General features: G+C 31.0%; 13 protein-coding genes. 8 read left to right on the top strand and 5 right to left on the bottom strand.

Going from position 1 to position 13,800, the window contains the following annotated elements:
- The first annotated feature begins 69 nt into the window (after positions 1–69).
- The gene (locus U5A88_RS12580) at positions 70–675 is read left to right on the top strand and encodes a thioredoxin family protein (RefSeq protein WP_354206958.1); all 606 of its coding nucleotides are present in this window, start codon (positions 70–72) and stop codon (positions 673–675) included.
- On the opposite strand, the gene truB is transcribed toward U5A88_RS12580, so the two are convergent.
- The 5 genes from truB to mce are packed head-to-tail and all read right to left on the bottom strand — an operon-like array spanning position 661 to position 3,721.
- Positions 661–1,344, bottom strand: a complete 684-nt coding sequence (gene truB, locus U5A88_RS12575) for a tRNA pseudouridine(55) synthase TruB (RefSeq protein WP_354206956.1) — start codon at positions 1,342–1,344, stop codon at positions 661–663. The genes U5A88_RS12580 and truB overlap by 15 nt on opposite strands.
- Positions 1,344–2,141, bottom strand: a complete 798-nt coding sequence (locus U5A88_RS12570; protein ID WP_354206954.1) for an undecaprenyl-diphosphate phosphatase — start codon at positions 2,139–2,141, stop codon at positions 1,344–1,346. Before U5A88_RS12570 ends, truB begins: the two co-directional genes overlap by 1 nt.
- 2 nt (positions 2,142–2,143) lie before the next feature.
- On the bottom strand, positions 2,144–2,395 hold the full coding sequence (locus U5A88_RS12565; RefSeq protein WP_354206952.1) for a DUF3098 domain-containing protein: 252 nt from the start codon (positions 2,393–2,395) through the stop codon (positions 2,144–2,146).
- 4 nt (positions 2,396–2,399) lie between these two features.
- The gene (locus U5A88_RS12560) at positions 2,400–3,278 is read right to left on the bottom strand and encodes a cell division protein FtsX (protein ID WP_354206950.1); all 879 of its coding nucleotides are present in this window, start codon (positions 3,276–3,278) and stop codon (positions 2,400–2,402) included.
- Positions 3,279–3,319: 41 nt separating this feature from the next.
- A complete protein-coding gene (gene mce, locus U5A88_RS12555; protein ID WP_354206948.1) occupies positions 3,320–3,721 on the bottom strand; it encodes a methylmalonyl-CoA epimerase in 402 nt (133 codons plus the stop codon).
- A gap of 117 nt (positions 3,722–3,838) precedes the next feature.
- Between mce and rbfA the strand changes: the two genes are divergently transcribed.
- From rbfA to U5A88_RS12520, 7 genes are all read left to right on the top strand, one after another.
- A complete protein-coding gene (rbfA, locus tag U5A88_RS12550) occupies positions 3,839–4,231 on the top strand; it encodes a 30S ribosome-binding factor RbfA (RefSeq protein ID WP_354206946.1) in 393 nt (130 codons plus the stop codon).
- Position 4,232: 1 nt separating this feature from the next.
- Positions 4,233–5,432 carry an ABC transporter permease gene (locus U5A88_RS12545; RefSeq protein WP_354206944.1) on the top strand — a complete coding sequence of 400 codons (1,200 nt, stop codon included), beginning with the start codon at positions 4,233–4,235 and terminating at the stop codon, positions 5,430–5,432.
- 102 nt (positions 5,433–5,534) lie between these two features.
- The gene (locus U5A88_RS12540) at positions 5,535–7,916 is read left to right on the top strand and encodes a GAF domain-containing protein (RefSeq protein ID WP_354206942.1); all 2,382 of its coding nucleotides are present in this window, start codon (positions 5,535–5,537) and stop codon (positions 7,914–7,916) included.
- Positions 7,917–7,922: 6 nt separating this feature from the next.
- Positions 7,923–9,119 carry a Pycsar system effector family protein gene (locus tag U5A88_RS12535; RefSeq protein WP_354206940.1) on the top strand — a complete coding sequence of 399 codons (1,197 nt, stop codon included), beginning with the start codon at positions 7,923–7,925 and terminating at the stop codon, positions 9,117–9,119.
- Between the two features lie 15 nt (positions 9,120–9,134).
- On the top strand, positions 9,135–12,812 hold the full coding sequence (locus U5A88_RS12530) for a metallophosphoesterase (RefSeq protein ID WP_354206938.1): 3,678 nt from the start codon (positions 9,135–9,137) through the stop codon (positions 12,810–12,812).
- Positions 12,813–12,857: 45 nt separating this feature from the next.
- A complete protein-coding gene (locus tag U5A88_RS12525; protein WP_354206936.1) occupies positions 12,858–13,391 on the top strand; it encodes a phosphatase PAP2 family protein in 534 nt (177 codons plus the stop codon).
- 176 nt (positions 13,392–13,567) lie between these two features.
- The gene (locus U5A88_RS12520) at positions 13,568–13,786 is read left to right on the top strand and encodes a hypothetical protein (RefSeq protein ID WP_354206934.1); all 219 of its coding nucleotides are present in this window, start codon (positions 13,568–13,570) and stop codon (positions 13,784–13,786) included.
- The last annotated feature ends 14 nt before the right edge of the window (positions 13,787–13,800 follow it).

Here is a 13,800-nt window from a genome sequence, read left to right as displayed (position 1 = left end):
TACTGTAATATTTGTAACATTCTAGAGACTAAGTTATCCATAAATTTGTAATCTTAAATAATAATTTTGATGGATACTATCATAAAAAACAGTTTAGAAAAAGCAATTTCGTATCAAGAATATAGAAATTTAGTTACAGGTCTTTTAAAAGAAGGAAAGTCAACAGGACCGAACCAATCTGATGATTTGTTGCATTACAGCAAGTTAAACAATAGCAGAATGAAAAGGCTGGATAAAACCTTTACCCTATCTGATAAAACAATTTCTTGTACTCAAAATTTAATCAAAAAATACACGTTTTTGGTAATTTCCGAAGGCTGGTGCGGTGATGCGGCACAGGTATTGCCCATAATCAATAAAGTTGCGGAAGCTTCTTCAACAATTGATTTAAAAATTGTTTTGCGTGATGAAAACGAAGCATTGATGAATCTGTTTTTAACCAATGGAAGTATGTCAATTCCTAAACTAATTCTATTGGAAACCGAAACTAATAAAGTTGTAAATTCTTGGGGTCCGAGACCAAGTGAAGCTACAAAAATGGTAGCTGAGCAAAAAGAAAAGTTTGGAGTTTTAGATGCTGATTTTAAAGAACGATTGCAAGTTTGGTACAATACCGATAAAGGGAAAAATATTGAAAGTGATTTATTGCAACTTTTGGGATTAAATTGTATCTAGAAAAGAATCGATACGCTGTGCATTTTCCACATTAAATTCACCGATTTTTGTACGTCGTAATGCGGACAGATGTGCACCCGAATTTAGTGCTTTGCCAAAATCATAAGCTAGTGAACGGATGTACGTACCTTTACTACAAACTACCCTAAATTCGATTTTGGGCAGGTCTATTTTGGTAATCTCAAATTCCGATACCGTTACCTTTCTGGATTTTATCTCAACGGATTCCCCAGCCCTGGCCAGTTCGTAAAGTCTTTTGCCATCTTTTTTCAAGGCTGAAAAAACAGGCGGTTTTTGCTCTATTTCGCCTATAAATTGTTTTGTGGTATTATAGATGACCTCATCCGTTAGATGGTCCGTTTTAAAATAATGGTCGATTCCAGTTTCAAGATCATAGGATGGAGTAGTGGCACCTACGGTAAATGTGCCCGTATATTCTTTTACCTGGGCTTGAAATTCATTGATTTTTTTTGTGAACTTTCCTGTGCAAAGAATTAGTAGTCCTGTAGCTAGAGGATCTAAAGTGCCAGCATGGCCAACTTTTATTTTCTTTAAATTAAATTGTTGTTTTATAGCCCAACGTATTTTATTTACAACCTGAAAGGAAGTCCACTTTAAGGGTTTGTCGATTAATAGAACTTGTCCGTTTTTATAATCTTCTACCGTCATTAGTTGTAGAATATTGCATAACCAATAGCTATTAGACCTATAAGAGCACAATAGATGGCAAAATAAGATAATTTACTTTTTTTAACTAAAGATATCATCCAAGTACAAGCAAATAACCCTGCAACAAAAGCAGCAATAAATCCAACTGCCATTTGCCCAAATTGGGCACTTTCAAAATTTACATGCCCACCCATAAAGTCTTTGGCTACTTTTCCGAAAATTAACGGAACAACCATTAAGAAAGAAAAACGAGCAGCTTTGGTACGGTCCACACCTAGTAATACAGAAGTAGAAATAGTGGCTCCTGATCTTGAAATTCCGGGTAACATGGCAATTGCTTGAGATACACCGATAATAAATGCATTTGGATAGGAAACATCTTTTGTAGTATTTTTTGCTTTATCAGCAAGTAGTAATAAAAGAGCAGTAACTAATAGCATGCAACCTACTAAAAGAATCTTTCCACCAAAAAAAGATTCCAATTGTTCCTCAAATAATAATCCAACTATAACTGCTGGAATCATTGATAGAATAATTTTTAAAGAAAAAATCATTTCATCATTCCATTCAAATTGGAACAATCCTTTTAAAATTTGAAGCACTTCTTTTCTGAAAATAATTAATGTGCTTAATGCGGTAGCAAAATGTAAAATTACGGTAAAGGTTAAGCTTTCTTCTGGTAAGGAATTATCACCAAATAAGGCTTTAGCCAATTCTAAATGTCCACTTGAAGATACAGGTAAAAATTCGGTTAAGCCTTGAATTAGGCCTAAAATAATAGCTTCTAAATAACTCATTGCTATTTTTTCGGATTAACCAAAATGGCATAAATTTCTATAGCCAAACCAATAAGAACGAGGGTGGGAGCTAATCTAATTCTTTGAAAATTATAGATTTCTTCATTAAAAACAGTTGGGTCATCGCTACCTCCACCGGCCATTAATATAAAACCGAGTGCAATTACAATAAGGCCAATAAGCATAATCATATAATTCTTTTTCCCGAAAAGGAATTCGTTATTGTGATTTTGTTTAGATTCTTTTTTACTCATCTTTTTAATAATATAATTGATCTGTTCTTAAATTTAAAAAACGCTGTGTGGCAAAAAATGCACTTATCCAAGAGATAACAATACCAATTAGAAAAATACCAACAAATAATATGGCTAATAATTCGGTATTTTCTAAGAAGCCAAATTCAGGGAAATTAATATTTAAATAATACATGGCAATTGCCAAAGCTATTAATGCAACGAAAGCTCCTAAGGCTCCTAATTTTATACTGCTCCAAACAAATGGTTTTCTAATAAAACGTTTAGTTGCTCCAACTAATTGCATGGTTTTAATGGTAAATCTTTTAGAATATACCGAAAGGCGAATGGAATTATTAATTAAAAGCATGGCTATTAATACAAAAACACTGCTGAATATAAGTACCCAAAGTGTTATACGCTTTATATTTTTTGTCAATAAGCCGATTAGAGGTTTATCATAAGAAACCTCATGAACCACATTGTTTTTTACTAAGCTGTTTTCAATTTCACTCATTTTTTCAAGTGAAACAAAATCCGCTTTAATATATAAGTCTATGGCGTTTTTTAGTGGGTTGTAACCTAAAAACTCCATAAAATCCTCTCCATTTTCTTCAGTTGCTATTTTAGCGGCTTCATCTTTAGAAATATAGGTAATTGATTTTGTATATGGCTCACTTTTTAAAAGTGTCTGTAAGTTTTTGACTTTTTGATTGTCCGCATCATCTTTAAGAAAAATTGTGATGGATGATTGTTCTTTAAAATAGTCCGAAATCTTTTTGGTATTTAACACTAAAAGTCCAAATAATCCTAATAAAAACAACACAAAAGCGATACTTAAAATTACAGAAAAATAGGACGATTTTAAACGCCTTTTTTGATATTTTTCAAAAGATGTGCTCATTAATAAATTGTATCAAAAAATGTGTTGCAATATACTTATTTTTACTTAATTTCTTGACACAATTCAATTAAAACCCCATTGCTACTTTTGGGATGTAAAAAAGCGACCAATTTGTTATCAGCTCCTTTTTTAGGTTTATCGTTTAAAATGATAAACCCTTCATTTTTAAGTCTTTTTATTTCTTCTTTAATGTCATCAACAGCAAAGGCTATGTGATGGATTCCTTCTCGGTTTTTTTCTAAAAATTTTGCAATAGGACTATCAGGACTTGTAGCAGCCAATAATTCGATTTTATTTGGACCTGATTTAAAAAACGAGGTTATAACACCTTCGGAAGCTACTTCTTCTAATTTATATGCTGGTTTACCAAAAAGCTTCTCAAATAATGTGTTTGAAGTATCTAGATCTTTAACAGCTATACCAATATGCTCTATTTTTTTCATTTTTCACCATAATTTAAGTCTTGTAAATTTAGTTAAAATTCAAATTAAAATAATCAATATTATTGTTAAAACATATGCTAAAATAAAAAGTTCAGTTTTATACCTTATTTTTGCAGTATGGAAACAAATAGACAGAAGAAAATTGCCAGTGTTTTACAGAAAGATTTGGTTGATGTGCTGCAACATGCAGCACAAGATGGGATGAAAGGCATAATTATATCAGTTACTAAGGTAAATGTTACTTCAGATTTGTCAGATGCTAAGGTGTATTTGAGTATATTTCCTACGGATAAAAGTTCCGAATTAATTAAGGGCATAAAATCAAACACTCCACTAATTAGACATGAATTAGCACAACGGACAAAAAATCAGTTGCGTAGAATGCCTGAGCTTACTTTTTATATAGACGATTCTTTAGATTATATAGACGGAATAGATCAATCTTTAAAAGGAGATGTAGAAAACCCTATAAAAAATCCTGATATTTTAGCAAAAAGACAAAAACGATAAATTGCGATTTCCTTTATACATAGCTAAACGGTATTTGTTCTCTAAAAGTAGTAATAACGCAATAAATATTATTACAATAATTGCAGCTACTGGAGTGGTGGTGGGTACTATGGCACTATTTATTGTATTATCTGTTTTTTCAGGTTTAAAAGACTTTAGTTTAGATTTTATAAGAGTTTCTGATCCAGATTTAAAGATAAGTGCTACGGAAGGTAAATCATTTTTTTTTAATGATTCAATTGCTGAAATTTTAGATGATAAGAACATTGAATATTACAGCAAGGTAGTTGAAGAGAGGGCTTTTTTTAGTTACAATGAAAAATCGCATATTGCTAGTATAAAAGGGGTTGATGATAATTATTTGTCAGTAAATAATATTGATACAGCACTTTATGTTGGAGATTGGTTGGACAAAGAAATCATCAACTCAGTAGTTATTGGTAATGGTGTTTCTGCAATATTATCACTTGGTACTTATGATTTTTCTGAATCTTTAAAGGTTTCTGTTCCAAAGCCCGGTAAAGGTTATGTAAGTAACCCGAAAACGGCATTTAACAGTCTTAACCTACAACCTGTTGGTGTTTTTAGGCTAACAGAAGAGTTAGATAGAAAATATGTTTTTTCTCATTTAACTATAGCACAAAGTTTGTTAAATTATAAACCCAATCAGATTTCGGCTATAGAATTAAAATTAACGGCTAATGCTAGTCGTAACGAAACAATCGGAATTCTGAAGCAAAAATTAAGTGATAATTTTAAAATAGAAACTAGAGAGCAGCTTAATGCTGTTTTTCATAAAATGCTGAACACTGAAAATTTAGTTTCGTATCTAATTTTTACTTTAATCTTAATAATTGCCTTATTTAATGTCATTGGAGCTATTGTTATGATGATTTTAGATAAACGCGAAAATTTAAAAACCCTTTTTAATTTAGGAACAAGTCTTAAAGAAATTAAAAAAATATTTATTTATCAAGGCTTTTTACTATCTCTTTTCGGATTGTTATTAGGTTTAATTTTAGCAATTACCTTTGTGTTATTACAAAAGCAGTTTGGGTTTATTATGATTAACCAATCTTTAGCCTATCCAGTAAAGTTTACCTTATTTAATGTGGTGATTGTATTTTTTACAATTTTAGCTTTAGGGTATTTAGCGGCATTGATAGCTAGTTCAAGGATTTCTAAGAAGCTAATTGCCTGATACCAACGATACACTAATTGTAACCCATACTTTTGTTAGAAACAACGTAGTTTTACGACTTACTTAAAAAATTTGTAATTTAGTAAGTTAAATATTCTATTTATGATGATTCAACAATCGGAAAATTTAAAAGAGTTAGACTTTCCTTTAGAGCTTCAAATAAGTTTTGAAAAAGTATTTTCATTTTATCAAAAGTATACTGAAGATGAAAAACACCCTTACCATAAGTCTGCAAAAGAAATCACTACCTATTTAAAAAATTATCCTGAATTGGTTGATGGATTTACAGATATTTCATTATTGAAGAAATACAAAGATCAAATTGATTTAATGCTTGATGGGCTGTTCCCAGAAATTTTAACAGATAATGAGATTAAAACAGCTAGTATTCCATTCTCGTTTACAACTTTTAAGTCTACAAATAGGTTCAAGAATATTTTAAAAAATGCGGGTGAAGATTATGAATTTAGTATCAGAAATTTTGATAAAGATGAATTGTATATCCATGGCTGTGTAATGATTTTAGCCTATTGTTATGGTTATAATATTGATTTAAAAAGGCCTTTCTTTTTTGATATTCCTGATAAAAACTTAGGAATTACCAAACATTATCGAGTGGCTTTTAACGGTGATTTTGCTGATGTGATACCCACTAAAACTGCACCAAAAATTACAGATGAAGATTATAAATTATTATTGGATAATTATGACGATATAGAAGTTTGGAAAAAGAAATTTCCGCCTAATAGTTATATCTTCAAGGGCTTTGGCATAATGAATCTCTTTGATGTGACGGCCGATGAAACTATATCTTCTCTAACGAAGAGTTTATTAAGACAAGATGATAACCTAATTGCTGATATGCAGCAAAACCTGAGGGAATTTTTTAACATAAAAGATCTAAAACTTGGGTTTTCAATTTTTGATGCAATCAATATTAAGTTGTGTGACACGAAAATTAAAAAATCGGATAGCTTGATTTTGAATACTGAATCTGAAATTAATTGTGGTCAATATTTTTGTGAAGGAGTAGTACACAATGTTTTTAATAAAATACAGGCTATGACTATATCAGATGTTGAAAAGTATGGTATAGCAACTAATAAAAACCCTTTTTATAAGAATTTAAAAAGAAATGGAATTAAAAGCCTAATTTTAATACCTATTAAAGCTACTGATAATAATGATTTGGCCGTTTTGGAAATTGCATCGCCAAGACCTTATGAATTGAATTCTATCAATCAAAACAAATTAAAAGATCTTATTCCAGTTTTTGAAGCAGCGGTAAAACGTTCTTCCGAAGAACATCAAAATATTCTTGAAGCTACTATTCAAGAGCATTACACTTCAATACATCCTACGGTAAAATGGCGTTTTTATCAGGCCGCAGAAAATTATTTTAATGATAAAATTCATGGTTCTGAAAGCCCTAAACTCGATGATATTGTTTTCGATAACGTATATCCACTGTATGGTCAATCAGATATTAAAGGGTCGTCTATTGCGAGGAATAATGCAATTAAGAATGATTTGAGTGTTCAACTTAATTTGGCAGTAGACGTCTTAAAAAATGCGTGTGATGTAGAGCAGTTGCCAATTTACAATGAGTTAATGTTTAGAGTTGAGGAGTATTTATTAGAAGTTAAAAAAGGGCTCCATGCTGGTGATGAAATTGGGATTCTTGATTTTTTAAAACGTGAAATTTATCCAGTTTTTAATCATGTAAAGGAACTAAATTCTCATTTAGAAAATTTAGTCACTGTTTATATGAGCAGATTAGATTCTAAATTACATGTGGTTTATGAACAACGAAAAGCTTATGAAGAAAGTGTAACAGTTCTAAATGAGAAGCTAGCTGACTTTCTGGACAAAAAACAAGAAGAAGCACAATCAATGTTTCCTCATTATTTTGAACGTTACAAAACAGATGGAGTTGAGTATAATATGTACATTGGACAATCTTTGGTAAACAATAAAGAATACAATTCATTATATCTATATAATCTCCGTTTATGGCAATTGCAAGTAATGTTTGAAATGGAAAACCTTGCTCATCAACTTAAAGATACTCTTGAGTATGATTTAGAAATAGCATCACTTATATTGGTACATAGTAATGCTATGGCCATTAAATTTAGAATGGACGAGAAACAGTTTGATGTTGATGGTGCCTATAATATTCGTTATGAAATTATTAAAAAGCGAATAGATAAAGCACATATAAAAGGTACTGATGAACGGTTAACTGTGCCAGGAAAAATTGCGATTGTATATTCTCAAGAAAAAGATGCAATTGAGTATAAAAAGTATATTAAATATTTGCAATCAAAAAATTATTTAGGGAAAGTTGAAAGTTTAGAATTAGAAGATTTACAAGGTGTTTCAGGTTTAAAGGCTTTACGTGTAGAGGTTATTTATAAGCAAGATTTTAATGAAAAAACTACTATAACTATAGATCAATTAATCGAAGATATAAAAGCATAATAGTCTATGACAATATTGCAAAAGGTTGAAAACTATGTGGTTTCTCAACTCACCGAAAATTTACCTAAGACTTGTATTTATCATAACCTTAGCCATACACGTAGGGTAGTTAGTTATGTTAAAGAGTTAATTGAAAACGAAAAAGTTACTGCTAGAGATGCCCAAATTTTAGAAATGGCGGCATGGTTTCATGATATCGGATATATTAAAAGTCCTGAAAATCATGAAAGATTAGGAGCAGAAATGGCAAAGATTTTTTTACAGCGTGAAAAAATTACAGAAACCACTATTGCTAAAGTTCAGCAGTTAATTTTAGCTACCGCCAAAACAAAAGAACCTGAAAATTTATTAGAGAAAATAATTTTAGATGCCGATTGTGCACATATAGGTAATAAAGGGTTTTCAGAATTGAGTGATTTACTTCGCGAAGAATGGGAGCAGCAGGAATTGAAAGTCTTTACAGATGCCGATTGGATTCAGGAAAATATTAACTTTTTAAGCAATCATCACCAATATTACACAGATTACGCTTTAACAAATTGGCAATTAGCCAAAGACAAAAATTTAGCTCAACTGTATAAATCTCAAAAGAAATTAAAAAAAGATGAACAAAAAAATAGTATTAAAGCAGAAGAATTAAAACTAAAAAAAAGGAAGGCAAGTACACCAGAGCGTGGTATAGAAACTATGTTTAGGGTTACCCTTAGAAACCATATTAATTTGAGTAATATTGCCGATACCAAAGCTAACATATTACTATCGGTAAATGCCATAATTATTTCAATGGCATTGTCAAACTTAATTCCAAAACTAGATAACCCATCAAATCAATATTTAATAGTTCCAACGGTTATTTTTGTTGTATTTAGTTTGGTTTCTATGGGGTTATCGGTATTGGCTACAAGACCAAATGTTACTAGTGGAAAGTTTACCAAAAAAGATGTTGAACAGAAGAAAGTAAACCTGTTGTTCTTTGGTAATTTTCATAAAGTAAACTTGGATGAATTTGAATGGGCAATGGGAGAAATGATGCAAGATAGAGACTATTTATATTCTTCAATGAAAAAGGACCTTTATTTTTTGGGATTGGTTTTGCATAAAAAGTATAAAATTTTAAGAATTACATATACCATTTTTTTATTGGGAATTATTTTGTCGGTTATTGCTTTTGCAATTTCATTTCAAATGGCTTATCCAAGTTAATTAAACAATGAACCTATGAGATACTATTACAAACTTGTAGTAACAGTTGTTTTTATTTTTTTACTCAATGCGTGTGCAACCTACAACACTCAAATAAAAAAAGGAGTTACAAGTATAAAATTTCCTACTAGAGAAATTGAACATACTTTTTATTTAATTGGTGATGCTGGTAATTCAGAAATGGGTACTTCTTCAATTGCTTTACAGTCTTTTAAAAAAGAACTTTCTAATGCCTCAAAAAATAGTACGGCTATATTTTTAGGAGATAATATTTACCCTAAAGGATTACCAAAGAAAAGTCATAAAAATAGAACTTTTGCTGAGCATCAACTTAATGTTCAAACTGATGCGGTTAAAAATTTTAAAGGCGAAACCATTTTTATTCCCGGAAATCACGATTGGTACTCTGGGTTAAAGGGGCTAAAACGTCAAGAAGAATATATTGAGAAAATTTTAGGCAGAAACACTTTTTTGCCCGAAAACGGATGTCCTATTGAAAAAATAGATATTAACGATAATACAGTATTGATTGTAATAGATAGCGAATGGTATTTAACTGATTGGGATAAACATCCAACAATTAATGATGATTGCGAGATAAGAACACGTACCAAGTTTTTTGAAGAATTTGAAGGTCTAATTAAAAAATCTAGTGGAAAAACAACGCTTATAGCTTTACATCATCCTATGTTTAGCAATGGACCACATGGAGGTCAATACTCTTTTGCTTCACATATGAAACCGTTACCAGTTTTGGGAACTTTAAAAAATCTGATTAGAAAAACTGGCGGGGTTTCACCTGCGGATATTCAAAATCGATCATATAATAAATTCATAAAAAGGATAGTAACTTTGGCTCAGGAAAATGAAAAAGTAATCTTTGTTTCTGGGCACGATCATAATTTACAATATCTTAAGAAAGATAATATACCTCAAATAATAAGTGGCTCTGGTTCAAAAAATACTGCAACTAAAAATGTGTCAGCAGAATTTACCTCTAGCGATTCGGGATACGCCATATTAAATATATTTAAAGATGGCTCTTCTTCGGTAAAATTCTTTTCAGCTAAAACTAATGGCGTAATATTTCAAACTGAAGTTATTCCTTCTAATGCGTCAGCTGAGAGTCAATCGTATACTTATAATTCACCACCAGCCGCTAAAGCATCAATTTATACCGATAAAGAAGTTGATAAAAGCGGATTTCATAAAAGTATTTGGGGAGAACGTTATCGTAAATATTATGGTACAAAAGTTAATGCTCCTACAGTAAATTTAGATACGATGTTTGGTGGTTTAAAACCTATCAGAAAAGGAGGTGGTCACCAGTCTAAATCTTTACGGTTGATAGATAAAGAAGGAAGGCAATATGTTATGCGTGCTTTGCGTAAAAGTGCCGAGGTTTATTTACAAGCTATGGCTTTTAAAGAGCAATATATTATTGGTGAGTTTGAAGATACTTTTACCGAAAATTTATTGCAAGACTTTTATACTGGATCACATCCCTATGCTCCTTTTGCCACAGGAGTATTATCTGATGCAGTTGACCTTTTCCATACAAATCCAGTATTATATTATGTCCCAAAACAAGAAATTTTAGGGTCATTTAATGATGAGTTTGGAGATGAATTGTATATGATTGAAGAGCATGTTTCCGATAGCCATCAAAACCTAAAAAGTTATGGTTTTACCAAAAAAATTGAAAGTACAGATGATTTATTAAAAAAATTAAGAAAGGATGAGAAATATGTGGTTGATGATGCTACCTACCTAAGAGCTAGGCTGTTTGATATGGTTATTGGTGATTGGGACAGACATGTTGATCAGTGGCGTTGGGCAGAGTTTAAAGACAAAAAAACAGATAAGGTAATCTATAAACCTATACCTAGAGATAGAGATCAAGCATTTTCTATTATGGGAGACGGGTTTTTAATGAAAATTGCAACTAGAATTGTACCACCTTTAAAATTGATGGAAGGGTTTAATGATGAAATTAGAAATGTGAAAGGTTTTAACTCCAGTCCATATTCTTTAGATATGATTATGATTAGTCAGACCGATAAAAAACAATGGCAAGAACAGGCTAAGTTTATTCAAAAAAATTTAACTTCTGATGTAATTGATGATGCTTTAAAAATGATGCCAAAAGAAGTTCAAGATGAAACTATCACTGAAATAAAGAGGGTTTTATTATCTAGAATTAAAGGTCTTTCTAAAACTGCCGATGAGTATTATAAAATCATAAGTAAATTCGCTGTAATTAGAGGTACAGACAAGGACGATTGGTTTGATATTGAAAGATTATCAAATGGAGCTACTAAAGTTACGGGCTATAGAATTAAAAATGGAAAAAAGAAAGATGTCTTTCATCAAAGAACCTATTTAAAACATGATACTAAAGAAATTTGGATTTATGGTCTAGATGATGAAGATGTATTTAAAACCTATGGAGAAGGGAATGATTTAATTAAAATAAGAATTATTGGCGGGCAAAATAACGACACATACCAAATTGAAAATGGAAAGAGGGTTGTGCTTTATGATTATAAATCAAAGAAAAATAAATTTCCCACTAAAAGAGGTAGAAAAAAACTGACAGATGATTATGAAACTAATGTTTATGATTATACCAAATTAAAGAACAATATAAATCAAATTACACCAACTATAGGTTTTAATCCTGATGATGGAGTTAAAATAGGTGTTTCAAATACGTTTACTACTTATGGTTTTGAGCGAAATCCATTTACTTCTCAGCACTCGCTTTCTGGGTCTTATTATTTTGCCACCAATGGTTTTGAACTTATATATCATGGCGAGTTTGCCAATTTTATAGGTTCATGGAACTTGGGTTTTGAAGCTAGCCTTACTAGCCCTAATTACAGTATTAACTTTTTTGATTATGGAAATGAAACGATTAACCCTAATGTTATAGATGATGATACCTTTGATATAGATTTCAATCGTGTAAAAATAAGTAGTATCTCATTTAAACCATCATTAATTAAAAATGGGAAGCATGGTACTCAGTTTAAAATTGGGGCAAGTTATGAGTCCATTGAAGTTGAAGAAACAGAGGATAGATTCATCAACGATTTTTATAATCAAACTGAAATTGAAAACGAAAATCAATTTTTAGGTGCAGATGTAGAATTTAGTTTTGAAAATAGAGACAATAACGCTTTTCCAACTATGGGTATGCATGCTAGCTTACAAGTTGGTTACAAAGCCAATTTAGAGAAGTCCAATATGTTTGGATATATTATTCCTTCAATTGGCTTTGACTATAAATTGGTGCCATCAGGCAATTTAGTGTTGGCAACAAAACTCAAAGGAAATGTTATTTTTGGTGATAATTTTGAATTTTACCAAGCAGCTTCGCTTGGAGCGAATGACGGATTAAGAGGGTACAGAAATCAACGTTTTACAGGAAAATCTTCATTTTATCAAAGTACAGATTTGCGATTAAACCTAAGAAAAGTTAGAACAGGATTATTACCCTTACACATTGGTGTTTATGGCGGGTTTGATTATGGAAGAGTTTGGTTTAATAGTGAAGATTCTGATAAATGGCACAACTCCTATGGCGGTGGAGTATTTGCCAATGCAGCTGATATCATCACATTTCAGGTGTCTCTGTTTAATGCTGTTGATGGAGCCCGATTTTCGTTTGGTTTAGGTTTTGGATTTTAAAATATAATTTTTAATTAACCGTTTTAAATTTATATCATTCTATAAATGAATAAATTAGTAATAGTCTTTGCTTTTTCGCTTTGCTTTCAAACCATATTTTCCCAAAATAAAACTATTGAGACTTCAGGTGATGTTCTGTTATATGCGATGCCCACAATAGTCTTAGGCTCAACAATTATTAAGGGCGATACTAGGGGTACTTGGCAATTTACAAAAGGAGCGGTAGTTAATTTTGCTATAACTTATGGATTAAAGCAGATAATAAGTAAGAAAAGACCAAATATGGAAAATGATAATTCTTTTCCCTCTGGTCACACATCTTTTACCTTTCAAAGTGCTTCATTTATACAAAGAAGATATGGGTGGAAATACGGAATACCAGCATATTTGCTGGCTAGTTACACGGGCTACAGTAGAATACAAGCAGACAAACATGATATTTTTGATGTATTAGCTGGGGCAGTAATTGGAATTGGAAGTACTTATCTATTTACGACACCTTATCAACAAGAACATATGGAACTCACTTTTAGTGGAGGTAAAGGTGATTTTCTAATTGGGTTTAAGTTTAGATTTTGATAATCAGTCTTTTAAATTTTGTAATTTTAATAAAATAAGTACACCAAATAAATCAATCTCATAAATTTTTTACATTAACTAATGTTTAACGACTTTAATTACCTATATTTAACAGATTAATGTATATTGTCGCCGACAATATAAGTTTAATTTGAAAAGATAAAAGCAATAGTACTATGGGAAGACCTGCAACGAAACCTAAGAAGTTAAGAGACGGATATTATATAGAAATCAAAAATAAGAATCAAAAATCAGGTGGTATTAAAATACGCCGTGATAATAAAAAGCAGTTGCTAATAGCTATACAGGAATACGAAAAGACTAAAGATGTAACTATTTTAGGAAAATTGGAGAATGGCAAAATGAAAGACATTGACATTGCTCAGTTAGCTTAAGATTAATAGATAAT

This window comes from Aureibaculum sp. 2308TA14-22, from assembly GCF_040538665.1.
GTDB lineage: Bacteria > Bacteroidota > Bacteroidia > Flavobacteriales > Flavobacteriaceae > Aureibaculum.
The sequence above is the reverse complement of the archived record's forward strand: the minus strand, read 5'-3'. Positions and strand labels throughout refer to the sequence as shown.

Bases quoted from the DNA above. Each gene is read 5' to 3' on its own strand.
- U5A88_RS12570 (WP_354206954.1), bottom strand. From the start codon at position 2,141: ATGAGTTATTTAGAAGCTATTATTTTAGGCCTAATTCAAGGCTTAACC.
- U5A88_RS12580 (WP_354206958.1), top strand. From the start codon at position 70: ATGGATACTATCATAAAAAACAGTTTAGAAAAAGCAATTTCGTATCAA.
- truB (WP_354206956.1), bottom strand. From the start codon at position 1,344: ATGACGGTAGAAGATTATAAAAACGGACAAGTTCTATTAATCGACAAA.
- U5A88_RS12530 (WP_354206938.1), top strand. From the start codon at position 9,135: ATGAGATACTATTACAAACTTGTAGTAACAGTTGTTTTTATTTTTTTA.
- mce (WP_354206948.1), bottom strand. From the start codon at position 3,721: ATGAAAAAAATAGAGCATATTGGTATAGCTGTTAAAGATCTAGATACT.
- rbfA (WP_354206946.1), top strand. From the start codon at position 3,839: ATGGAAACAAATAGACAGAAGAAAATTGCCAGTGTTTTACAGAAAGAT.
- U5A88_RS12525 (WP_354206936.1), top strand. From the start codon at position 12,858: ATGAATAAATTAGTAATAGTCTTTGCTTTTTCGCTTTGCTTTCAAACC.
- U5A88_RS12565 (WP_354206952.1), bottom strand. From the start codon at position 2,395: ATGAGTAAAAAAGAATCTAAACAAAATCACAATAACGAATTCCTTTTC.
- U5A88_RS12540 (WP_354206942.1), top strand. From the start codon at position 5,535: ATGATGATTCAACAATCGGAAAATTTAAAAGAGTTAGACTTTCCTTTA.
- U5A88_RS12535 (WP_354206940.1), top strand. From the start codon at position 7,923: ATGACAATATTGCAAAAGGTTGAAAACTATGTGGTTTCTCAACTCACC.
- U5A88_RS12560 (WP_354206950.1), bottom strand. From the start codon at position 3,278: ATGAGCACATCTTTTGAAAAATATCAAAAAAGGCGTTTAAAATCGTCC.
- U5A88_RS12520 (WP_354206934.1), top strand. From the start codon at position 13,568: ATGGGAAGACCTGCAACGAAACCTAAGAAGTTAAGAGACGGATATTAT.